General features: G+C 59.8%; 15 protein-coding genes and 1 riboswitch. Of the genes, 8 read left to right on the forward strand and 7 right to left on the reverse strand.

All coding sequences use genetic code 11. The annotated features are described in order from the left end of the window. Nucleotides 1-170: 170 nt before the first annotated feature. The 3 genes from BLW03_RS10640 to metE all read left to right on the forward strand — a co-directional run bounded on the left by BLW03_RS10640 (nt 171) and on the right by metE (nt 5,266). Nucleotides 171-2,249, forward strand: coding sequence for a glutaminase family protein (locus BLW03_RS10640; protein ID WP_074655935.1), 2,079 nt, complete (start codon nt 171-173; stop codon nt 2,247-2,249). A gap of 67 nt (nt 2,250-2,316) precedes the next feature. Then, nucleotides 2,317-2,568 carry a hypothetical protein gene (locus tag BLW03_RS10645; protein WP_074653930.1) on the forward strand — a complete coding sequence of 84 codons (252 nt, stop codon included), beginning with the start codon at nt 2,317-2,319 and terminating at the stop codon, nt 2,566-2,568. Nucleotides 2,569-2,633: 65 nt separating this feature from the next. Beyond that, a riboswitch (cobalamin riboswitch) is annotated at nt 2,634-2,834 on the forward strand. Between the two features lie 146 nt (nt 2,835-2,980). After that, nucleotides 2,981-5,266 carry a 5-methyltetrahydropteroyltriglutamate--homocysteine S-methyltransferase gene (metE, locus tag BLW03_RS10650; RefSeq protein ID WP_074653932.1) on the forward strand — a complete coding sequence of 762 codons (2,286 nt, stop codon included), beginning with the start codon at nt 2,981-2,983 and terminating at the stop codon, nt 5,264-5,266. Nucleotides 5,267-5,312: 46 nt separating this feature from the next. Here metE and BLW03_RS10655 read toward each other — a convergent pair whose 3' ends face one another. Further along, nucleotides 5,313-5,750, reverse strand: a complete 438-nt coding sequence (locus BLW03_RS10655) for an arsenate reductase/protein-tyrosine-phosphatase family protein (RefSeq protein WP_244502043.1) — start codon at nt 5,748-5,750, stop codon at nt 5,313-5,315. Then, complete coding sequence (gene arsM / locus BLW03_RS10660) at nt 5,723-6,631, reverse strand: arsenite methyltransferase (protein ID WP_074653934.1); 909 nt, start codon at nt 6,629-6,631, stop codon at nt 5,723-5,725. Before arsM ends, BLW03_RS10655 begins: the two co-directional genes overlap by 28 nt. Nucleotides 6,632-6,705: 74 nt before the next feature. Between arsM and BLW03_RS10665 the strand changes: the two genes are divergently transcribed. Next, complete coding sequence (locus tag BLW03_RS10665) at nt 6,706-7,119, forward strand: ArsR/SmtB family transcription factor (RefSeq protein WP_074653935.1); 414 nt, start codon at nt 6,706-6,708, stop codon at nt 7,117-7,119. Continuing rightward, nucleotides 7,098-8,210, forward strand: coding sequence for an ACR3 family arsenite efflux transporter (gene arsB, locus BLW03_RS10670; RefSeq protein WP_280138029.1), 1,113 nt, complete (start codon nt 7,098-7,100; stop codon nt 8,208-8,210). The genes BLW03_RS10665 and arsB overlap by 22 nt, the downstream gene beginning before the upstream one ends. Here arsB and BLW03_RS10675 read toward each other — a convergent pair. Next, complete coding sequence (locus BLW03_RS10675) at nt 8,193-9,077, reverse strand: LysR family transcriptional regulator (protein ID WP_083350468.1); 885 nt, start codon at nt 9,075-9,077, stop codon at nt 8,193-8,195. The two genes, arsB and BLW03_RS10675, sit on opposite strands and share 18 nt — an antisense overlap. 116 nt (nt 9,078-9,193) lie before the next feature. Here BLW03_RS10675 and BLW03_RS10680 point away from each other — a divergent pair, with 116 nt between their 5' ends. Next, entirely contained in the window at nt 9,194-10,186 is a 993-nt protein-coding gene (locus tag BLW03_RS10680; RefSeq protein WP_074653940.1) for an aldo/keto reductase, read from the forward strand. 72 nt (nt 10,187-10,258) lie between these two features. Here BLW03_RS10680 and BLW03_RS10685 read toward each other — a convergent pair whose 3' ends face one another. The 3 genes from BLW03_RS10685 to BLW03_RS10695 form a co-directional block, all read right to left on the reverse strand. After that, complete coding sequence (locus tag BLW03_RS10685; RefSeq protein ID WP_074655937.1) at nt 10,259-11,896, reverse strand: M28 family peptidase; 1,638 nt, start codon at nt 11,894-11,896, stop codon at nt 10,259-10,261. 113 nt (nt 11,897-12,009) lie between these two features. Next, nucleotides 12,010-15,336: a TonB-dependent receptor gene (locus BLW03_RS10690; protein ID WP_074653942.1), complete on the reverse strand. Its 3,327-nt coding sequence runs from the start codon at nt 15,334-15,336 to the stop codon at nt 12,010-12,012. A gap of 343 nt (nt 15,337-15,679) precedes the next feature. After that, a complete protein-coding gene (locus BLW03_RS10695) occupies nt 15,680-17,308 on the reverse strand; it encodes a M28 family peptidase (RefSeq protein ID WP_074655938.1) in 1,629 nt (542 codons plus the stop codon). A gap of 518 nt (nt 17,309-17,826) precedes the next feature. Here BLW03_RS10695 and BLW03_RS10700 point away from each other — a divergent pair. After that, nucleotides 17,827-21,198, forward strand: coding sequence for a TonB-dependent receptor (locus tag BLW03_RS10700; protein ID WP_074653943.1), 3,372 nt, complete (start codon nt 17,827-17,829; stop codon nt 21,196-21,198). 240 nt (nt 21,199-21,438) lie between these two features. On the opposite strand, the gene tgt is transcribed toward BLW03_RS10700, so the two are convergent. Continuing rightward, the gene (gene tgt / locus BLW03_RS10705) at nt 21,439-22,563 is read right to left on the reverse strand and encodes a tRNA guanosine(34) transglycosylase Tgt (protein WP_074653945.1); all 1,125 of its coding nucleotides are present in this window, start codon (nt 22,561-22,563) and stop codon (nt 21,439-21,441) included. A 68-nt stretch (nt 22,564-22,631) separates the two neighbouring features. On the opposite strand from tgt, the gene BLW03_RS10710 reads away from it, so the two are divergent. Continuing rightward, a complete protein-coding gene (locus BLW03_RS10710) occupies nt 22,632-23,276 on the forward strand; it encodes a class I SAM-dependent methyltransferase (RefSeq protein ID WP_074655939.1) in 645 nt (214 codons plus the stop codon). Nucleotides 23,277-23,529: the final 253 nt, after the last annotated feature.

Genomic DNA, 23,529 nt, shown 5'->3' on the forward strand with positions numbered 1-23,529 from the left:
AATAGACAAAGGGGTGCTAGTCCAATATCGTCGCGGAATCCGCTCAGAGTGTCAAGGTTTTAAGCCCGCTGAGTTACTCCCCCTGCCGTTGCAGCCCGAACGCGAGATCGGTCACTTTCGCCATCTACTTGCGCATTGCTATGCTTCTTCCGACCCAAAAGGAGTTCTTGATGCATCTGCGAAAGTCCGCCCTGCCGCTTGCCCTGCTATTCACCACACTGGCGAACGCGCAGTCTGATCGTCGTCCCCCGGCTACTCCGCTGATTGCGCACGACCCGTACTTCTCCGTCTGGAGCTTCACGGACAAGCTGACGGACGAGTCCACTAAGCACTGGACCGGCCACTCGCAGCCGTTGGACAGTCTGGTACGGGTGGACGGTAAATCCTTTCGCATCATGGGCAACAGTCCCCGCGAGGTCCCGGCGATGGAGCAGACCGGCACCGAGCTGACGCCGACACACACTCGCTATCACTTCGCCGGCGGCGGCGTCGCAATTGACCTCACATTTTTCACGCCGGCGTTTCTGGACGATCTGGATCTGCTCTCTCGTCCGGCCACCTATCTGACATGGACCGCGCACAGTACGGATGGGCAGCCTCACCAGGTCTCGGCCTTCCTGAATGCGAATGCCGAGATGGCGACCAGCTTCAGCGGCCAGCCTGTGACGTACGCTCGGCAGCAGACCGGCAACATGACTGTTCTGTCGGTCGGCACCCAGAGTCAGAATGTCCTGAACCGCTCGGGCGATGACCTGAAGATCGACTGGGGCTACTTCCACATCGCCGTGCCGACCGCAGCAGGCGCAAAGACGACTTTGAGCGGACGCACCGCACAGGGATTTGCCAAGGACGGCATGCTCGCGGGCGCAGACGATATTGACGGTCCGGCGCCAAACACCAAGGCTGCGACGGAGATGGCTGTCGCGATTCCATTCGGCAGCGTCAGTGTGCAGCCTGTGTCAAAAACCGTGATCGTCAGCTACACCGAAACCTTCAGCATGGAGGTGTTGAACACGCGCGTCCGCCCGTGGTGGCAGCGTGATGGCAAGCCTGTCAGCGACATGCTGGAAGAGGCGCTGCGCGACTACGACAAGCTCGACGCACGCGGCAACGCCTTCGACGCCAAGTTGGTCGCTGACCTGACGAAGACCGCCGGCGAACACTATGCGTGGCTCTGCACGCTGTCGTACCGGCAGTCGATCGCAGCGCACAAGCTGGTCGCTGGACCGGACGGACAGCCAATGCTCTTCGCCAAGGAGAACTTCTCCAACGGCGACACGGCAACGGTCGACGTCTTCTACCCGAGCGCGCCGATCTTCCTCTTCTTCAACCCGCGGCTGCTGCACGCGCAGGTGCTACCCATCCTGGAATACGCTGCCATGCCAAACCGCTGGCGCTTTCCGTTCGCACCGCATGACCTGGGCCGCTACCCGCTGGCGAACGGACAGGACTACGGCGGTGGCGAGAAGACCGAAGAGGATCAGATGCCCGTGGAAGAGAGCGGCAACATGATCCTGCTGGTCGACGCGCTCGCTCGTCTGGAGCCGAACGGCGATGGTGTCAAGCTGGCCGAGAAGTATTGGCCGCAGCTGACACAGTGGGCGCAGTACCTGCACGAGCACGGCCTGGATCCCGAAAAGCAGCTGACGACCGACGACTTCGCGGGGCACGTGACGCACAACGCGAACCTGTCGCTGAAGGCCATTGATGCACTCGCTGCTTACGCCGACCTGAGCAAGCTGCTGCACCATGACGCCGAGGCCAAGAAGTACAACACCGACGCACACGAGTACGCGAAGAAGTGGATGGAGATGGACCGCGAGGGCGACCACTACAAGCTGGCCTTCGACAGCCCAAACACGTGGAGCCAGAAGTACAACCTGGTCTGGGACAAACTGCTGGGCTACGACCTGTTCCCGAAGTCCGTGCGCGACAGCGAACTCACCTTCTACAAGACCAAGCTGAACATCTACGGCTTGCCGCTCGACAGCCGGAAGGACTATACCAAGCTGGACTGGGAGCTATGGACCGCGACACTTGCGGATGACAGCGCAACCTTCAACACGCTGGTCGACCCGCTGTATAAGTGGTCCAACGAGACCACGAGCCGCGTGCCTATGACCGACTGGTACGACACCAAAACCGGCAAGCAGAGCGGCTTCCAGGCGCGCAGTGTTGTCGGTGGCCTGTTCATCAAGGCGCTTGCCGACAAGCCACTTGCAGACAAGTATCGAAGCTTGGCGAAATAAAGTAGGTCGTGTTTCGGCTCGCAGCAAACGTCATGACTCATAGGTATCAGTGAGAGGTAAAACATCGATGCCCATTAAGGATCTGGAAGCTTGTCAAACATTCGTCTACGCGAACCGTCTGATTGCCAGCCGCTTCAAGGCCAAGGCTGAAGAGGTCCTGGAGGTGGTGCAGACCATCGAAGATATTGACAGTCGCCTGCTGCTCGCGGACCTGAGCCACGCAGTCGAGCGGCGAGCCAGGCAGTACGAATCCATCGCGACCCTGCAGGAGCGCGACATGGGCGTGCGCTGCCACTGCCCAGCGACAGGCGCCGACTGATAGCTTTTCCTGATAGCCTGCGGTTCGGAGTTGTGCAGCCGGTTTGTCGTCCGTGTGCCCGCCCCATAGACTTGTGTTGTGCAGGTCAAACCGCCTACGGGCGGTTTGTTAAACGGGAAGCTGGTGTAAATCCAGCGCTGTCCCGCAGCGGTGATGGGAACGAAATGTTGCAGGGCGCAAGCCAAGCACTGTCTCTTCGGAGATGGGAAGCGGCAACAGAGTAGGACGCCCAGAGTCCGAATACCGAGCCTGCCGCCACCACCATGGAAGCGCCGATGCGCTCACCGTGGGTGCGTTTGAGGCTACCGTTCTCGTGGATTGGACCGGTGACCAATGCAAATCTCCGTGCGCAAGCACGGCGGATAGGCCTGCGCATGGGTGGTTCTTTCAAGTTGCAGGAGAGAACCGAGCTATGGCTGTACCCACTGTTACAACATCCCACCCCAACAAATTAAAAACAGCGAACCTGGGCTTCCCACGCATGGGGCAGCAGCGCGAACTGAAGTTTGCCCTTGAAGGTTTTTGGAGCGGCAAACGCAGCGCAGAAGATCTTGCACTGACCGCGAAGACACTGCGTGCGGAGCACTGGCTGCTTCAACGGGCAGCAGGTATCGACTTTATCCCGTCGAACGACTTCTCGCTCTATGACCAGGTGCTGGACGCGCTCGTCCTGATTGGCGCTACACCCGAGCGATTTGGAGCAGGCCCCGTGACGCTGGACCGCTACTTCGCGATGGCCCGCAACAGCCAGGAACAAACCGCAATGGAAATGACCAAGTGGTTCGATACCAACTACCACTACCTGGTGCCGGAGTGGTCTGCGGGCATCACGTTCCAAGTCGACACCACCAAGATCCTTTGTGAGGTGCGAGAGGCTCGCGCGCTTGGCATCGAAACACGGCCTGTACTGATTGGACCGCTCACACTGCTGCTGCTTGGCAAGGGTGTGGACGGTCTCGATCGCCTGACACTTCTGCCGAAAGCCATCACGGCCTATCGTGAGGTCCTGGCTCAGTTGAATGCAGAGTGTGTGGATTGGGTGCAGATCGATGAGCCCATCCTTGCGACTGATCTGCCGGACGGCGCAGCCGATGCTTTCCGGACGGCGTATGCAGCGTTGACGAAGTCACCCGTGAAGCTGATGCTGACGACGTATTTCGATGCGATTGGTGACAACCTGCCGCTTGCCGTTTCGCTCGGCACTGCCGGTATCCACGTGGACACAGTGCGGGCGCCCGAACAGTTGACCCCGGTTGTTGCCGCGCTGAACGCCACGCAGGTACTAAGCGTGGGCTGCGTTGAAGGGCGGAACATCTGGCTGACGAATTTCTCGCATGCATCCTCATTACTGTCCGCAGCGGTCGCTGCACTTGGAGCACATCGCGTGATCGTTGCGCCTTCGTCTTCGTTGTTGCATGTGCCTCAAAATCTTCGCGGCGAAAGTAAGCTACCCGCGCGGCTTCGCGGATGGTTGCGATTCGCGGAGGAGAAGATCGCCGAGGTGGTTGCACTGGCGAGTTTCGACAGCGATGCTGGCGCTGCGAATGCCGTAGCCATCGCAGATCGTGAAGCGGCGGAGACGACAGTGAATCCCGCGGTGCGTTCGCAACTCGCGGCACTGGTGGCAAGTGACTTTTCGCGGGCGATACCGTATGCCGATCGAACAGCGATCCAACGTGCGGAGCTGGGTCTTCCGCTGTTTCCGACCACTACGATCGGTTCGTTTCCGCAGACGGCTAATGTGCGAAAGCATCGCGCAGCGCACAAGCACGGCCACGAAACCACCGAGGAATACGAGGCATTCCTTCGCTCTGCCATTGAAGACTGCGTACGTCAGCAGGAGAGCATTGGTCTTGACGTCCTGGTGCACGGCGAGTTCGAACGCAATGACATGGTCGAGTATTTTGCGGCATTCCTCGACGGTTTTACGTTTACGGAAAACGGCTGGGTGCAGAGTTACGGTTCGCGCTGCGTCAAGCCTCCAATCATCTACGGAGACGTGGCGCGGCCAGAACCCATGACGGTGAAATGGACGGAGTACGCGCGGTCTCTTACGAGCCGTCCCATGAAGGGCATGCTCACCGGTCCGATCACGATCCTGCAATGGTCGTTTGTGCGTAACGATATCCCACGTCAGCAGACTGCGTGGCAGATTGCGCTGGCTTTGCGGGATGAGGTTCGCGATCTGGAAGCAGCCGGCATTCGGATCATCCAGGTGGATGAGCCTGCGCTGCGCGAAGGCCTGCCGTTACGCCGCGCCGACTGGGATCGTTATCTCGGCTGGGCCGTGGATGCATTCAAGCTCGCGACCAGCGGCGTGGACAACGCGACGCAGATCCATACGCACATGTGTTACTGCGAGTTCGACGACATCCTGCCTTCGATCGCCGCGCTGGATGCAGACGTGATCTCAATGGAGACGGCACGCTCACAGATGGAACTGCTGGAGGCGTTCAGGGCCTATGGCTACCCGAACGAGATCGGTCCCGGCGTGTATGACATCCACTCGCCACGCGTGCCCGGCACTGCGGAGATGACAAGGTTGCTTGACCTTGCACTCCAGGTACTCAAGCCGGAACAGATCTGGGTAAATCCAGATTGCGGCTTGAAAACCCGAGGCTGGGACGAAACCATGCACGCGCTGCGCAACATGTGCCAGGCTGCCTTGCACCTGCGTTCATCCAGCCAGGTCATGTAACGCACTTCATGGTCAGCGGCTATGGGTAGCCGCTGACCATGGGAGACTAGGCGAGTCGTTCGCGCTGCAGGAGTTCAGCCACGCGGGTCTTGATGTCATCGCGTATCGCGCGGACCTCATGCAGCGCCAGACCTTTCGGATCACGCAGCGGCCAGTCTTCGTGACGCAGTCCAGAAACATGTGGGCATTGGTCGCCACAGCCCATAGTGATGAGCAGACGCGCATCACTGGCCAGTTCATCGTTCAGCTTCTGCGGCTTTGCATTGCTGAGATCGATCCCGACCTCCTTCATGACGGTCTGTACCTCTGCATGGACACGTTCTCCCGGATCGGTGCCTGCAGAGACAGCCTGCGACTGCTGCGGATCGGATAGTTGATTGAAGAACGCCGCAGCCATCTGGGAACGTCCGGCGTTGTGCACGCACGCGAAGATCACTCGAAACATCACGTCTCCCTTTACGAACAGCAGCCGGAGGCGCAGCATGGCTCTTTGTGATCGATGTCTGCGGACGTCGGTTTGATGGCGTATACCTTCACGCTGGCAGCCGCCGCATTCACGTCGTACGTCCTCAGCAGGTCTGAGAGTTCTGCGTGCAGCGTGGTCGCATTGGCCGCTGTTGCAGACGAACAACATGAATCGCCCGACATCGCTGGAGAGCAGCAGCCCGACTGATTTTCAACCTTGGCGTAGGCATTCAGATCTGTGCCACTGTCGACAATCTCAACATGCTGGAAACCGGCGGTGAGCAGGCCCTTGCGATAGTCGTCGATGCGGATAGCGCCGGCGATACATCCGACGTAGGCCGCCATGCTTTGCGCTATGGCCTCGGGCAGCTCGCCTTTGAGAGCGATGTCACTGACGGCAAGCCGGCCACCGGGCTTGAGAACTCGCGCGATCTCGCGAAAGACAGAAGGCTTGTCCGGCGCAAGATTCAAGACGCAGTTTGAGATGACACAGTCGACGGAGGCGTCGGGCAAGGGAATGCGATCGATGGTGGATTGATAGAACTCCACGTTGGTATAACCGCCGGATGCAGCACTCGCGCGAGCGCGTTCGATCATGGCTGGTGTCATGTCGATGCCGATTGCCCGGCCCGATGGACCCACCAGCTTCGCCGCGAGAAACACATCCAGGCCGCCACCGGACCCAAGGTCGACGACCACTTCACCCCTGCGCAGGTTGGCAGTCGCCGTAGGATTGCCACAGGAAAGCCCCATGTTGGCTTCGGCAGGAATGGAGGTGAGTTCTTCGGCGGAGTAGCCAAAAGCCTCCGCAACGGCCTTCACGCCGGCGTTGTTACTCGAGAGCGTGCTCTCTGCGACAGCGCCGTACTTTGATCGAACGGAATCCAGAATCTCTGCCATGCGTCACCCTTACATATACGTCTTGCTGAATATATGAGTGGCAAACACATTCGTCAAGGCATATACATATACCTATGGCTCGGACACAGCAATTTGATCTCCCACGGTTTTTCCAGGCACTTGGTGATGCGACTCGGCTTCGGCTGCTGAACCTGATGGGGGAGCAGGAGGTTTGCGTCTGCTATTTCGTCGAGATTCTTGGTGCCCCGCAGCCGAAAATCTCGCGGCACCTTGCCTACCTACGGAATGCTGGTATGGTCTCCGCACGGCGCGAGGGCAAATGGATGCACTATCGCATTGAGGCGCCGCCGCATCCCGGGGCGGCACAGGTTTTGCAACAGACGCTGCACTCGCTGAAGGACGACAGGACGATGCAGGCGGATCGAGCGCGACTGACCAAAGCCTGCTGCTCTCCTTCCAGGTATGCGCTCGATGGCGCCCCGATGCCCACGGATGTCGCAACTTCATGCTGCGAGGCCGGACGATGACGCCGGTGGCGACGCAGGGCCGCATGTGCTCGCCTGCGGCACGGAAGCAGCTCTCGTTCCTGGATCGCTTCCTTACGCTTTGGATTTTTCTTGCGATGGCAATCGGCGTGGGCATCGGGCACTTTGTGCCGGACTCTGCCGCCTTCGTCAATCGCTTCCAGTCCGGCACAACCAACATTCCGATCGCCATCGGGCTTATCGTCATGATGTTTCCGCCACTGGCGAAAGTGCGCTACGAGAAGCTGGGCGAGGTCTTCCGGAACAAGCGCATTCTTGGGCTGTCGCTGGTGCAGAACTGGATCATCGGGCCCGTGCTGATGTTCGCGCTGGCACTAATCTTCCTGCGTGGCGAGCCGGCTTACATGCGCGGGCTGATCCTGATCGGCATTGCGCGCTGCATTGCGATGGTGCTGGTGTGGAATGAGCTTGCCGAAGGCGACACGGATTATGTTGCCGGGCTGGTGGCGATCAACAGCCTCTTCCAGGTGCTGTTCTATAGCCTGTACGCGTGGGCGTTTTTAACCGTACTGCCGAGGTGGTTTGGGCTTGCGGGCAGTGTGGTGCCGATTGGCATTGGGCAGATTGCGAAGAGCGTTGGGCTGTACCTGGGTGTGCCGTTTGCCGCCGGATTTGTGACGCGCTACGTGCTGATCCGCGCGAAGGGTGAGGAGTGGTATCGGCTGCAATTCCTTCCGCGCATCAGCCCGTTGACGCTGGTAGCGCTGCTGTTCACAATCCTGGTCATGTTCTCGCTGAAGGGCGATCTGATCGTGCGTTTACCACTGGATGTGGTGCGGCTTGCGGTGCCGCTGGTGATCTACTTCCTCATCATGTTCCTGGTGAGCTTCTGGATGGGTAAGCGGCTGGGCGCGGACTATGCGCAGTCGGCCACGCTTTCGTTCACGGCTGCGGGAAACAATTTTGAGCTGGCGATTGCGGTGGCCGTGGCGGTGTTTGGACTGAATTCCGGCGAAGCCTTTGTTGGCGTGGTCGGGCCGTTGATCGAGGTGCCGGCCCTGATCGGGCTGGTAAACGTCGCGTTCTGGCTGCGGCGTCGATGGTATCCAGTGACTTCAGCGGGCGATGCGTAGCGTATCGATCAGCGCCGCGAGTGCCGCGGGCTGGTGGCGGCGGCTAGGATAGTAGAGGAAGTAGCCCGGGAAGGTTGGGCACCAGTCACGAAGAACCTCGATGAGGCTGCCGTCAGCGATCCTGCCGCGAAGACTTTCTTCCAGCGAGGTGCCAATGCCTACCCCATGCAAAACGGTCTGGATGACGAGGTCCGGATCGTCAAAGGTGGCGGGCCCCTGCGGACTTACCGTGAGGACCTTGCGCCCCTTTTCGAACTCCCAGCGATAGAGGCCATTGCTGAAGCGGAAGCCGATGCAGGCGTGGTCCTTCAGATCCTGCGGCGTGCGCGGCGGCTTGTGGCGACGGAAGTATTCGGGCGTGCCGACGACAGCGAGACGCATCTGCTTCGTAACCGGCACGGCGATCATGTCGCGCTGGATGAATTCGCCGATCTGCACGCCTGCGTCGAACTCGCCGGCGACGAGGTCGACGGGGTCGTTCGAGGACGTCACTTCCAGGACGATTTCCGGATAGGTGCGGGCGAAGTGCGCAAGTTTGGGCAACAGTACAAGCTGCGTTGCGGTGCGCGGAATAATAAGGCGGATGCGACCGGCCGGACGCTCGCGCTGTTTGCTTGTCTCCGCGACGGCGCGCTCGATGCGCTCGAGTGCCGGCGACAGTTCCTGCAACAAGGCTGCGCCAGCGGCGGTCGGCGAGACGCTGCGCGTCGTTCGCGCAAGCAGTTGCAGGCCAAGCCGCTTCTCAAGGCCGCGCATGGAGTGACTTAGCGCGGATTGCGAGACACCGAGCCGAACGGCGGCGCGGGTGAAGCTGCGCTCTTCCGCGACGATCGCAAAGGTCGCCAGTTCCCCCAGATCGTTCCGCATGATTCATGAATAGTATTCATAGCTCCTTGCGAGTGCAACCTACTTGTGTCATGAACGCGACGGGCCTAGCCTTGGAGTTGCGCGTGGCTAACCGCCACTGCCGAGGAGATGTCGCGATGCAGAAACGGCAATTGGGTAAGAGCGGTCTTGAGGTATCGGCACTGGGTCTGGGCTGCATGGGTATGAGCTTCGGCTTTGGACCGCCAAAGGATACGGCAGAGATGACGAAGGTGATCCATGCCGCTGTGGACGCGGGTGTGACCTTCTTCGATACGGCTGAGGTCTACGGGCCTTACATCAACGAGGAGCTCGTGGGCGCGGCGCTGGAACCGTTCAAGGGGAAGGTCGTGATTGCCACCAAGTTCGGCTTTGAGGCGAATCCTGAGGACGGGAAGTGGTCGAAGCTGAACAGCCGGCCGGAGCATATTCGTGCTGTAGCAGAAGCTTCGCTGAAGCGGCTGCGGATTGATGCGATCGACCTGTTCTATCAACATCGCGTGGATCTGGAGGTGCCGATTGAGGATGTTGCGGGTGCGGTGAAGGAGCTGATTGCAGAGGGTAAGGTAAAGCATTTCGGTATGTCGGAGGCTTCGGCGAAGACGATCCGTCGTGCGCATGCGGTGCAACCTGTGACCGCGCTGCAGAGCGAGTATTCACTGTTCTTCCGGGAACCGGAGGAGACGGTGATGCCGACGCTGGAGGAGCTGGGCATTGGCTTTGTGCCGTTCAGCCCGCTGGGTAAGGGTTTCCTGACAGGCAAGATGTCTGCGGAGACCACGTTTGAGAAGACGGACTTCCGAAGCACCGTGCCCCGGTTCAACCCGGAGAACTTGAAGGCGAATCTTGCGCTGGTGGATCTGCTCACGGCCTTCGCGGAGCGTAAGAACGCGACGACTGCACAGGTTGCCCTGGCTTGGCTGCTGGCGAGAAAGCCCTGGATGGTGCCGATCCCCGGAACGACGAAGCTGGACCGACTGGCGGAAAACCTGGGCGGAGCAACCGTGGAGTTGACGGCGGCAGAGTTCACCGAACTGGAAGAGAGCTCGTCCCGTATCAAGCTGCAAGGGGAGCGTTATTCTCCCATGCAGCAGCAGATGGTTGGTCGTTAAGAGAGTGGTTGCGAACGTAGAAAGGGTGAGGCCGAGGCCTCACCCTTTCTACTTTTGGTTCCGCTTTGTTTGTTAGAAGCCCTTTGCCTTGGGGTCGGGTGCGGGTGTTTCGAGGCGCGGCAGCATGTCGGGGCGGGTGGCTGCGTTGTAGGCGAACCAGGCTTCGATCATGGAGCCCTGCATTACGTCACCCTTCTGCACGCGGTCGTAGAGGTCCATGTTGCTGTGGTGAGTGCGCGTGCCGTACTCCAGCGGATCCTGCATGAAGCCGACGCCGTTAAGGCCGATCCAAGAGAAGGATGTGGAGTCGGTGCCGCCGGGTGCGGTGGTCGGGCCGGCCGTGACGCCGGTGACCGTGGTGATCTGCAGATCCTTGATAGGCGCGATCCAGGAGCGGAAAATGGCGGCGAGCTGATCGTTTCCGAGCGCGGAGACGCCACGGAAGCGGCCGCTGCCACTGTCGTCGTTGAAGTAGACATCGAGCTTGTCGTACTCCGGCGTTTTGACCATGGTGGTACGGGGTGCATAGTGCTTCTGCACGTAGGCCAGCGAGCCGTAGAGACCCTCTTCTTCGCCGCCCCACAGTGCGACGCGGACGGTGCGTGCCATGGGCTTCTTCAGTGTGGCGAGGATGCGCATGGCCTCCATGGCTACGGCTGAGCCCGTACCGTTGTCGGTGGCGCCGGTGCCGCCCTGCCAGCTGTCGAAGTGGCCGCCAACCATCACGACTTCCTCGGGCTTGGTGGTGCCGGGGATTTCGCCGATGACATTGAAGCCGTTTTGGTCGTCCTTCTGATATTCGACTTCGATGTCGAAGGTGAGCTTCGGCTTTTCGCCATGGTCGAGTAGACGTACAACGCGGTTGTACTGTTCGGGTGTGATGGCGACCATGGGCGGGCCGACCGGATCCTTGGGGTTCTGCGATCCACCGTAGGAGCCGAAGACCGTGCCGCCGTCGCCGTTGTAGCCAGGGGTAACGGCTACGAGGACGCCCTCTTCCTTGAAGAAGGCGTTGATCTTGTTGCGCAGCACCATGCCGCTGCCTGCCGCGGTGGAGAAGGTAGAAGGCGTGATGTCGCCGGGCCGTGGTGCCGCTGCGCCTGCGCCGCCGCCGAAGCCGGTGCGGGATGGGTCCTGCGTCTGTGCGCGTGCCTCAACTTCCGCGTCGGTTAGCCGGCGCGCCTCGACCTCAATGTGCATCGGGAGAGTACGTGGCTCGAAGAACAGGACCACCTTGCCCTTCAGCTTGCCCTTGTACTTGGCGAAATCTGCCTCGGTGTGCAGCGGAGCGAAGACTGCCTCAGCGGTGACGGGGCCGTTGGTGCCGGGAGTCCATGCGAGCGGGAAGCCGATGAGTGCGGCGTACGAGGGGTTATCGAGAGCGCCGTAGTACTTCTTGATCTGCCAGCCGTAGCCGAAGGGCCCCCAGCTTTCGAGGTGAACGTTCTGCAGCCCCCACTCCTTCATCTGCTTCATGGCCCATTCGGCAGCAGCGCGATGGTTGCGGCTATTGTTGACGCGCGGTCCGTAGACCTCGCTGAGGTAGTAGAGATTCTCCATGACCTGCGAGTGCTGGAAGGCCTGGTTCTTGATGGCGTTCAGCGCGATGAGATCGATCTTGTCGCCACCGTCCTGCGCCTGCGCGGCGGTACCGAAGGCCAATGCAGCCGCGCATGCGACCGCCGAGAGCTTGCTGGCAAAACGAATCACGGGATAGCTCACTTTCAAACGAGAACTTGGTACGAAAAGAGAGAAAGGCCCGCTGCACCCTGCAGATGAGTGCAGACGACAGCGGGCCGATCGTTGATTAGGCGGCTTCTGAGTTAAAAGCTGACCTTGAATGCGAACTGGATGTTGAAAGGTTCGCCAAAACCGATGCCAGGCGCAGCGCTGTTGTTACGCGTGGCTGTCGTCTGTCCCCACGAAGCGCTGGTTGTTGTCGGGCCAATGCCTGTGATCGTCGGATTCGCAAAGTTGTTGAAGTTGAAGACGTTGAAAAGCTCAGCACGGAGTTCGGTGTTGATCTTTTCTGAGATACGCGTGTGCTTGAAGATCGAAACGTCCACCGTTCGGAAGTTTGGACCGACGATGGCGTCGCGCCTCAGATTGCCGTAGGTGCCTAGAGCGGATGCCGCGAAAAACTGATTCGTGGTGTTCGCGTTCAGGAAACGATAGGTGCGCGAGGTGGCTGTGGTGGCGAGCAGGTTGGTGCCGCCGACATACAGGCCCCGTGTGCTGACAACATTCGGACGATCTTTCAACTGGCGTGTCAGGCTGCGATCACCGCTCGACAGCGGGTTGATGGGCTGGCCGCTGGAATAGGTGAACAATGCGTTCGCCTGCCATCCCTTGGTCAGCTTTGGAGCGAAGTGGCCCAGCTGCGGAACGTCATAGAAGACCGTGCCGGTTACCGTGTTGCGGTTGTCGAACGTGCTTGGGCCGTAGTCCTGGTGGATGTTGTAGCTGTTCATCGGCGTCGTGGGCGACGAAACATCATCCAGAGACTTACTCCACGTGTAGTTCACATTGAAGTTGACCCCCTTCCACACGCTCTGCCGAATCGACGCCTGCAGCGAGTTGTAGTTGGAGGAGCCGCTGGAGTTGAGCTGATTGATGCCCAGGAACTGCTGTCCGGTCAGGATGGACTGGTTCGGCAGTACCGTCTGCGTGTACGGGCTCGACGATTGCGTGGCGGTGCCATTGGCGAGCGGCTGATTGAGGTCAAACAGCGTTAGCAGATGACGGCCGGATGATCCAACGTAGCTGATGGTTGCAAGCGTCTTGTTGGACAACTGCTGTTCCACACCGAGGCTGTAGACCTCGCCATATTCCATGCCAATGTCTTTGTTGACTCCGGCAATGCCAAGCTGGGGCGCATTCGCACCGACAAACGGATTGACACCAGTAGCCCACCGAACGTTCGTCGCGTTGTAGATGACAGCCGCGTCCGGACCGGCCGGGTTGTTCTGCAGGTAGTTGGCGCCGCCGTTGCCAGTGGAACCGGAGACCATCGAAACCATACCGGGAACGTCGTAGAAGATGCCGAACGAACCACGAAGCACTGTCGTGTCGTTTGCCAGCGGCGAATAGGAGAAGCCTACGCGTGGCGCGATGGCCTTTTTGTAGTTGTTGTAGGTGCCCAATTGGAAGCTGGGTGTTGTACCAGGGACAAAGTTGTACACGTCGTTCTTCTCTGCGTTAACAACGCCGGGCAGCGTGTAGCGCAAGCCGAAGCTAACGTTCAGCTTCTTCGAAGCCTGAAAGTTATCCGAGATCCAGAAATCTTCTGTATTGATTGTCCACACACGCTGCGCATTGCCCTGCAGAAGACGTGCGCCTGAGCTGCCGGTATTCGTTGGTGCACCGTAAAGGAAGTCAGCGATTTCCGTCATACGGCCGCAATCTACGACGCCGAGCGCAGTGCAGGTGGCAGTAGCCTTTGCACTTGGTGCCTGCGCGCCGGTAGACCAGCCAAGGGCCGCTGCCGATCCGCGCTGACCGTCAAAGGTGAAGGTTCCACGCGCGCTGGAGAAGTACAACTGGTTGACATTGCCGCGGCGATACTCGCCACCGAGCTTCAGCGAGTGCTTACCCACGGTCCAGTGGAAGGAATCCGAGATGTCACCCGTTACGTCCGTACGACCGGAGGGCTGCGTTGCGCCAACCTGATCGAAACCCGAGCCCGTGCCGCCGCCCGTAAAGATGATGGAAGGAGCGCCCTGCGCCACAATCGGGTTCGTGATGCCGAGGTTCAACCCGGCGTTTGTCTGCGGATTGAAGCCCTGGTTTGCATCATTGAACGTCTGCAGGAAGTAGTTCATACCCAACGTAACCTGGTTGAGCATGCGGCTGTTGATGGTGTACGTATCGATGACAGATGCGTTATGGATGTGCATGGGCGCCGTTTGGAAATAGTCGGCGTACAACGATGCCGTCGGCGCTGTCTGCTTGCCCGTGGTGCCAAGGTAACGCAGCGACAGCTTGTGCTTATCCGTAAACGTGTGATCCAGCTTGATGATGCCGTTGAAGCTGTTGTAGTTCGCGGGTGCGCTGGCGAGGTAGTTGTTCACCGTGGCTGGCAGGCCCTTGGTATTCGCCGGATACAGCAGGTTATACAGATTCAAGCTGAGCGGGCTGGGCGTTTGTCCGAACGCAGCCAGGAACTGACGGCCCTGGCTGATCCAGGCGTCAGTAAGCACCGTGTCCGAGCCCGATGTGTTGGCCTTTGCTACCTGAATCTCTCCTGCAAGAAACAGGAAAGTATGATCCCGCCAGATGGGACCACCAAGGGTGAAACCGCCCTGATGGTTGCGGATCAACTGCTTACGGCTGCCCGGCGCCTGGAATGGGTTCAGCGCCGCGAAAAACTCATTGCGGTCGAAGTAGAAGACGTCGCCATGGATGTTATTGGTACCGCTGCGCAACACCATGTTCGAGTTGGCTCCTGCATTGCGGCCCTGGTCCGCTTCGCCGGCGGCCTGCATGGAGAACTGATCGATTGCTTCGATGGGGATAAGGCCACCGGGAACGCTGGCGATGCCGCCCTGGTTCGAGGCCACGATTCCCAGCCACGCATCCACATTGTCCGTACCGTCAACCTGGAAGTTGATGGCAGTCGTACGCGATCCATTCACCGAGTTGCTCAAAGCGCTGACACCCGGGGCAAATTTCGTCATGCGGGTGAAGTCGCGGCCGTTCATCGGCATCTCCTGCACTGCCTTCGAATCGATCACGGCAACCAGCGCACTGGACTGGGTGTCAGTCTGGACGGGCGAAGTGGTCACCTCAATCACGGTGCTCTCCGCGCCGACGTTCAGCGCTACATCCAGCGTGACGACCTTGGTGACCTGCACCTCGATCTTGTCCATCTTGCGTGTGGCAAAGCCCGGAGCGGATACCGTCAGGCTATAGATACCGGGCGTCAGTTCGGGAAACTGGTAATCACCGGCCTTGTTCGACTTCCCGCTGATGCTGCTGCCCGTGGCAGGATTGCTGAGGGTTAACACCGCATCGGAGACGATGGCGCCCGACGAATCCGTGATATTGCCCGAGATCGTACCGCGGAAGGTCTGCGCTCCGGCGACCGCCGATCCGATCAGGACCGCGGTTGCCGCTAGCGAAAGTCTTTGAGGCCTCGAAAAGAATGTCATGGTGCTCCTCGCCGGCCTGCTCTGCACGCGGCAATGCACCCAAATGAGGTACACCACGACCCAATAGCTGAAAGACAGCAGGGCGCGCTTCAGAACGGCTGAACTCTTTAAGTTGTCGTAATACAACTACGCTATCGTGCGTCAATCTCGCGCGCAAGCAATACTTTTGCATTCTGAGGCCCGAGCAATTACGTATTCCTAAAAGCGGTATTTTTCGGAATCATTGCAATGCAGTGCTCTCTATTTTGTAAGCAAAACGAATCATCTGCGGGCTGCCGCGGGCACGAAGAAAGGGTGAGGCCGAAGCCTCACCCTTGTGATGGTTTGTTCACTTGACTAAGCGTTATTCGTGGCCGGTTGCGTTCGGATCGGGCGCCGGGGTGGGGATGCGGGGGAGCATGTCAGCACGGGTGGCGGCGTTGTAGGCGAACCAGGCTTCGATCATGGAACCCTGCTCGACGTCGGGTTTCTGCACACGATCGTAGGTATCCGCATTGGAGTGATGCGTCCGTGTGCCGTACTCGAGCTGGTCCTGCTGGAAGCCGATGCCGTTCAGACCGATCCACGAGAATGCGGTCGAGTCCGTACCGCCGGGGCTTGGAGTGGGACGAAACTCCGTGCCATTGACCGCGACGATGTGCTGGTCCTTAATGGGTTCGATCCACGACTTGAAGATGTCGCCCATCTCCTTGCTGCCGCCGGCAGAGACACCGCGGAAGCGGCCCGAACCGCCGTCGTCATTGAAGTAGACGTCGAACTTGTCGTACTCGGGCGTCTTGACCATCGTGGTGCGCGGTGCAAAGTGCTTCTGCACGTAGGCCGTGGAACCGTAGACACCCTCCTCTTCGCCGCCCCAGAGAGCCACGCGCACTGTGCGTGCCATGGGCTTCTTCAGCGTCGCCAGGATGCGGACGGCTTCCAAGGCAACGGCCGATCCGGTGCCGTTATCGGTAGCGCCCGTACCGCCCTGCCAGCTGTCAAAGTGGCCGCCGAGCATGACGACCTCATCCTTCTTGGTGGTGCCGGGGATTTCGCCGATGACGTTGAAGGCGTCGGTGTCTTCCTTCTGGTACTCCACCTGGATGTCGAAGGTGAGCTTCGGTGTGATGTTGTGCTGCAGCAGGCGGACGATTCGGTTGTACTGCTCGGCCGCGATGGCCACGATGGGTGGCGGGACGGGCGCCTTGGGATCTTCATTGCCGCCGTAGGTGCCGAAGATGGTGCCACCGTCACCGTTGTAGCCGGGGGTGAGGACGACTGCGGCGCCCTCTGCCTTCATGTAGGCGTTGACTTCGGCGCGGAGGGCGGAGTTCTTGGCGCTGGCAAGGGCGAGCGACGTGGGCGTGTACGTCCATGCACCTTCACCGGGACGTCCGCGACCGCTGGGATCACGGTCGGTAGCAGGGTTGGGAGGACCTGCGGGCGGGCGACCGCCGGGCCCGCCGCGAGCGCCGCCGCGGGCGAGAATCTCTTCGTCGGTCGGCGAAGGCTGCGCATCGGCGCGTGTGTGCAGCGTCAGCGGTGCCGGGTCAAACATCAAGACGATCTTGCCCTTCAGCTTGCCGTGGTACTTGGCGAAATCTTCCTTGGAGTGGATGGGCGCCCAGATGGGCTCGGCTGTGATCTGGCCGTTTGTGCCGGGGGTCCAGGCGAGAGGAAAGCCCTGGATGGCAGCGTACGCCGGGGACTCCATGGCGCCGTAGTACTTCTTGATCTGCCAGCCGTAGCCGAAGGGCCACTTCTCCAGGTGGACGTTCTGCAGGCCCCACTCCTTCATCTGCTTCATGGCCCACTCTGCCGCCGCACGGTGATTGCGGCTGTTGTTCACGCGGGGACCGTAGACCTCTGACAGGTAGAAGAGGTTCTCCATGACCTGCGAGTGGTCATACGCCTCAGCCTTGATGGCGGCCAGCGCCTGCAAGTCGACCTTGTCGCCGGTCGCCTGTTGCCCCATGGCTGCCTGCCCAAACATGACTGAGGCGGCCAACAGGGCGGCCGTCCCCTTGATCCCTAACGATTGCAAACGCAATTTCACTCTCCGAGTTGCTGAACTGCTCGCGGCAAAGACCGGCTCACGCCGACGGCTGCCTGCAAGAAATTAACGCGATGGTTGTGAGTACGAGGAGGCGTTGGAAAAAGACGCAGTTGACAGAGCCTGTCCTGACATTGCCGTCCACCACCGTTCGTTCCCATAACTAACGTAATCAGTGATTTGGGTACCGGGAGGGGCCCTCTTCGAAGAAAGCCACACCTGTTGTGCAGAACGCTTCTTGATGCTCTTTTTCCGTGCAATTCTGTTGCTTTGTTACGCGGAGTTGAATACGGTTAAGGAATCTCGACAATCCAGATGTTCTGCCGTCCGGAACCCTGCGTCTACGTGCTGATCGTCAGCACCTGCGCATGATGTGTAGCACTTGAAGGCTCGCCCTTCTGCTTGCGCTGCCATTTTTGTTTCGGCCGGCCCTAGAAGCAGCAGAGGGAGAGCACTACATGAGTATGTATACGAAAAGGTCGCGTCTTGGGCTAATTGCCCCGGCCGTCCTTGTGTCCAGCATGATCGCTGGCGCACAGACCTACCGCGGTGGTATCGGCGGAAACGTAGTCGACAGCACCGGTGCCGCGATTCCGAAGGCCCGCGTCGTTTTGAAGAGCACGGACAATGGCTCGACTCGCGAGACGGAGACCACCTCCGCCGGCGATTACGTATTCCAGGATCTGCAGATCGGCACGTACTCGGTGACCGTCACTGCGTCGGGCTTTGGCGATATCACGCTCAACAAGATCGATGTCAATCCTGGTGCGGTAACCCCGGCGAATGCAAAGCTCGCCGTTGGCTCGACCGATGTCGTTATCGACGTTGCGACGAATACAAACTCTGAGATTCAGACTCTTTCCTCGGCGAACAATGCCGTAATCGACAGCAAGGCAGTTTCTGAAGTTCCCCTCAACGGCCGCAGCTTTACAACGCTGCTTTCGCTGGCTCCTGGCTACAATGCCAACGGATCGCTGAATGGCTCCCGCAGCAACCAGCTCAACTATCAGATCGACGGCACCGACAACAACGACATCTGGCAGGGCGGCACCGCAGCCAACCAGGGTGGTGTTGGTCCCATCGCCGGCGTTACGCTTCCCATCGAAGCGATCGACCAGTTCTCCGTCCAGTCTTCGGGCAATGCAGAAGAAGGACATAGCTCTGGCGGACTTGTGTCCCTGGCGCTGAAGACCGGTACGAATAGCTTCCACGGTTCGGCTTACTTCTACGGCCGGAGTGAGTTCTTTGCGGCGCGCGACTTCTTCGCACAGGATTCGGCCCGGAAGCAGAAGGTCCGCAACCAGCAGTTTGGCGGATCCATCGGCGGTCCGATCTTCAAGGACAAGCTGTTCTTCTTCACGAACTACGAGCACCAGGTCTACAACATCCAGCTGTCCAGCAACTCGCTCACCGAGCCGGGTCTGGCTTACGTACAGCAGGCACAGGCGCTGCTTGCACGTCACGGCGTCAACACAACCAATCCGCTCTCGTCGACCCTTCTGAGCGCGCTCTGGGCAGGTGGAAACGCCGCTGGACTTGCTGCGAACACCAATAATTTCGTCGAATCGCATCAGCGTCATGGTTACAGCGATAACTTCGTCGGCAACTTGAATTACGTTCTGTCGCCGAAGCAGACCATCCGTCTGCAGGCCTTTGTTGGAACCGGTCGTCAGGCCGAGCCAGCGAATTCCGTGAGCACATATTCGTACTTCCAGGTCGCTCCGGACATCACGCAAAACTTCTCGCTGTCGCACAACTGGGCACCGACGCAAAGATTGTCGAACCAGTTGCTGATTGCTACCGGCGTCTTCAACCAGACGTTCAATGATGTGAATCACAGCTTCAACATGCCGGCTTTGGGCCTCAACACCGGCGTTACGAGCCCTGCGCTCTTCGGTGCGCCCACGATCACCATCGTCCCCTCCACGACCTCGTCTTGCGCCTCGGGTGGCTTCGACTGCGTCGGCGCAACACAGCCTTTGGGTCGTAAGGACTACACCGGCCACATTACGGACTCCGCAACCTATATCCGTGGCGCTCACCAGATCCGGTTCGGTGGTGAATTCCGGCGCAGCTACATCGATCTGCAGTACCAGGCCAATACGCGCGGCACGTTTGCCTTCAACGGCTACGCTTCGCGTAACGGAACCATTGCAGGCGCAACCAGCGCATGGTCAAGCTCGGCAACCCAGGCCCAGGTCTGCGGGACGCCCGGTGTCGCGGTTGCGGCCCAGTGCGGCGGCGTAAATGATTACGCCATTATCGGCAACCACTCCGAAGTACTGGCACTTGCGGACTACCTGACGGGCACGTACTTCTCGGGATCGTTCGTCCAGGGCAACCTGCGCCGCGACCTGTATCGTACCGATCTGGCCTTCTTCATTCAGGACCAGTACAAGGTAGTTCCGAAACTTGTCCTTAACTACGGCGTCCGTCACGACTACTTCGGCGCACTTTCTTCGACGGGTCCCCTGTCTGAGTGGCGCCCAGGTGCAACCGGAGCAGATGCAAACGGCCTCATTCAGGTGGGCACGCCTGGTGCTCCTTCCACCTACCAACCCGGCAAGCTGCACTTCTCGCCGCGCGTAGGCTTTGCGTGGAATCCAGTCGAGAAGCTGGCCGTTCGTGGCAGCTATGGTCTGTACTTTGACGCTGCGCCGTTCAACGGCTTCGGCAACAATGGCAGCATCGCAACCGGATCGACCGCAACCGGTCTACAGGCAAACCCCTTCGGTGGCGTCAAGAACGTATCGCTCTCCGTTGGCACGTGGCAGAAGGATCAGCCAGTCTTCGCGACCGCCGCTGGGCTCTCGAACTATGGCCTGTTCTCGGTAAGCCCGACGCTGAAGACGGCGTACGCGCATGACTTCAATCTTGGCACTGAGTACCAGGTGAACAAGAAGACTGTTTTCACACTGGGTTACTCCGGCTCCATCGGCGTCCATCTGTATGGACTGCGCGATGCCAACCAAGCTGCTCCCGGCGTTGGTACCACCGCTACTGCGCTGATCCCACGCCGCCCCTGCTACATCAACAAGTGCGTCGCCAACTACGCTTCGGTCGGACCTGTGCAGGAGGTGGCAAGCAACAATGCCTCGAATTTCCACTCGCTGCAGGCTTCCATCAAGTCGACCGGTTACAAGGGCCTGACCGCCCAGTTCTCCTGGACGTACGGCCACTCGCTGGATAACGGATCGGGCTTCCGCAGCACCGGTCCGATTGACTCCAACAACCTGGCTCTCGACTACGGCAACGCTACCTTTGATATCCGCCACACACTTAACGGCTATCTCGTCTATGAGGCTCCGCAGATCGGCCACCGCTTTGCCCCGCTCACCAAGGGCTGGCAGGGAACGCTGTTTGCGAACGTTCACACCTCGGCTCCCATCAACATCACGGTTGGTGACAACACCGGCATTGGTATGGGTCGGGATCGTATCAACTACACCGGTGCAAAGCTAACGACCGGTAGCCGCACCATCCAGACAAATGCGACCGGTGGCAAGTTCATACAGTACTGGAACGCCTCCGCTGCAAACACTGCTCTGCAGACACCTGCTTACGGGTCGCACGGCAACATAGGACGCGATGCGTTCCGTGGGCCGAGCTTCTACGACGTCGATGCCTCGCTTGTGAAGAACACGCGTATCTACGAAAACGTTAACTTCCAGTTCCGCGCCGATATCTTCAACCTGTTCAACATCCTGAATCCGTCCACACCCACCACAAGCATCACGAGCACAACCTTCGGCCAGATCACCAGCGCACCCACTGGGATCACCGCAGGCGCTCCGTTCAACGTGCAGTTCGCTGGCAAGATCACCTTCTAGTCTGCTGCAAAACCCAAACAGTAAGGCCGGAGGCAATCGCCTCCGGCCTTACTGTTTGTGGTGGTAGCGAGTCCGTTGCAGAGATCAAGATTGGGAAGGTCTCGCGCTTTGCGCGAAACACGTCGGCAGGTGTGGCCGCTGATAGCTGCGCGATGGGCCGTCACACATGCAGATCCTTTTGCTTCGCCACGGAATGACAGCGTAGAAGAAGCGAACCATGGCGATAGGTGTGCAGATTACCTAGAGGGCGCCGTCGCGTAGATTCCGCATTGTCTCCAGGTAGAAGTGCAGGTTATGAACGCTGGCGAGTGTCGCGGCCAACGGTTCGCCGGTATGGAACAGGTGGCGCAGGTAGGCGCGGGAGTAGCGTCGGCAGGTGGCGCAGTTGCAGGCCGGGTCGGCCGGGCCCTGGTCTTCTGCGAACTTCTTTCCGCGGATGTTCAGGCGGCCTTCGCTGGTGAACATCAGGGCGTGGCGCGCGGCGCGGGTGGGGAGGACGCAGTCCATCTGGTCGACGCCCATCTTTGCGTACTCCACGATCTCATCCGGATAACCAACACCCATCACGTAGCGCGGCTTATCCTTTGGCAGCAGTTCCAGCGTGTGGGCGATGATCTCGCGCGTGACCTCGCGTGGTTCGCCCACGGCCAGGCCACCGATGGCATAGCCATCGAAGCCGTTGCCATTTGCATCCCGCATCTCGGTCAGGCGTGCGGCACTTTCGGCGCGCAGGTCTTTGTACATGCCACCCTGCACAATGCCGTAAAGATTCTGGCGCTGGTTGCCAAGTTCCGCGAACCACGGCACGTTGTGCGCGTTAGCGTGGAAGTGCTCCAACGACCGCAGCGCCCAGGCGTGCGTCAGGCCCATGCTGTCGCGGGTGCGCTCGTAGGTTGCGGGATGCTCCGTACACTCGTCGAAGGCCATGATGATGTCCGCGCCCAGCGCGATCTGCACATCGATGGAATGCTCCGGCGAGAAGAAATGCTTGGACCCGTCCAGATGCGAGCGGAACTCGACACCGTCCGGTGTGATCTTGCGCAGCGCCGCCAGCGAGAAGACCTGGAAACCGCCGGAATCGGTCAGCATGGGCCGCGTCCAGCTCATAAACTTGTGCACGCCACCGGCACGGCGGATCAACTCATGGCCGGGTCGCAAGTACAGATGATAAGTGTTGGCCAGAATGATCTCGGCGCCGCGGCCGTCATCGCCCAACGTTTCCAGCGTGTCCTGCGGGACGGCCTTTACGCTGGCAGCGGTACCGACGGGCATGAAAACTGGTGCCTGCACCGAACCATGCGGCAGGTGAAGAGTTCCACGACGGAGGTCGCCGTGCGTATTGTGAATTTCGAAGCGTAACGACATCACTGTTGATTGTAGAGATCGCCGCGGATGCGATGGCCATGTGTGCCCGCACGCGCGTCCAACTCACCATGAAACCGACACGATACCTCCTGGCAATTGCGTTGCTCACGCTGTCACTTCATGCGCAGACATCGCAGACGCAGCGGCCAACCAGCACGCCTTATGCCGGCGACCTGTCCATCTTCGAAGAGCCGGGCCGTGAGGACAAGCTCCAGATCAACCGTGTCATGGACATTCTGCACATCGCTCCTGGTAAGGCTGTTGCGGACATTGGCGCGGGCGGCGGCTGGTTCACCGTCCGCGCTGCACATCGCGTGGGAGAAGGCGGCAAGGTCTACGGCGAGGACATCAACCCGGCCGCGATCAAGGCAATCGAGCAGCGTACCGCGAAGGAGCATCTTCCGCAAGTACGCGCGGTGCTTGGCACGACCGACGACCCAAAGCTACCGGCGAAGTCCGTCGATGCAGTCCTGATGTTGAAGGTCTACCACGAGATTGCCGATCCGCTGGACTTCCTCGCAAACCTGAAGCCCGCGCTGGCGCCGGGCGCACGCATCGGGATCATCGACCGCAACGGCAATGGCACAGACCACGGCCTGAAGCAGAGCATCCTCGAGAAGGAGTTGCGTGAGGCCGGCTTCCGAGAGGTGGAGCACTATGACTTCACCAAAGCCGATGGGCAGGATTATTTTCTGGTGTTTGAGGTGCGGTGAGCACTTCGCGAAGATCTATGACAGAGACAGGTCTCGGCGTAACAACATGGGCCTTGATGCTGCAGGCCCCACTACTTTACCGACTTGTCATCCTGAGCGTAGCGAAGCGAAGTCGAAGGACCTGCAGGCCGCTCATCTCACCACGGCAGTGGGTCGTACTGCCACGATCGCCAATGCTGCCATGCACATTTGCTGCGCTGCAAGCAGAATGCAGGTCCTTCGACTGCACTTCGCTGCGCTCCGTTCCGCTCAG

Origin of the sequence: Terriglobus roseus, from assembly GCF_900105625.1 — a bacterium.
GTDB lineage: Bacteria > Acidobacteriota > Terriglobia > Terriglobales > Acidobacteriaceae > Terriglobus > Terriglobus roseus_B.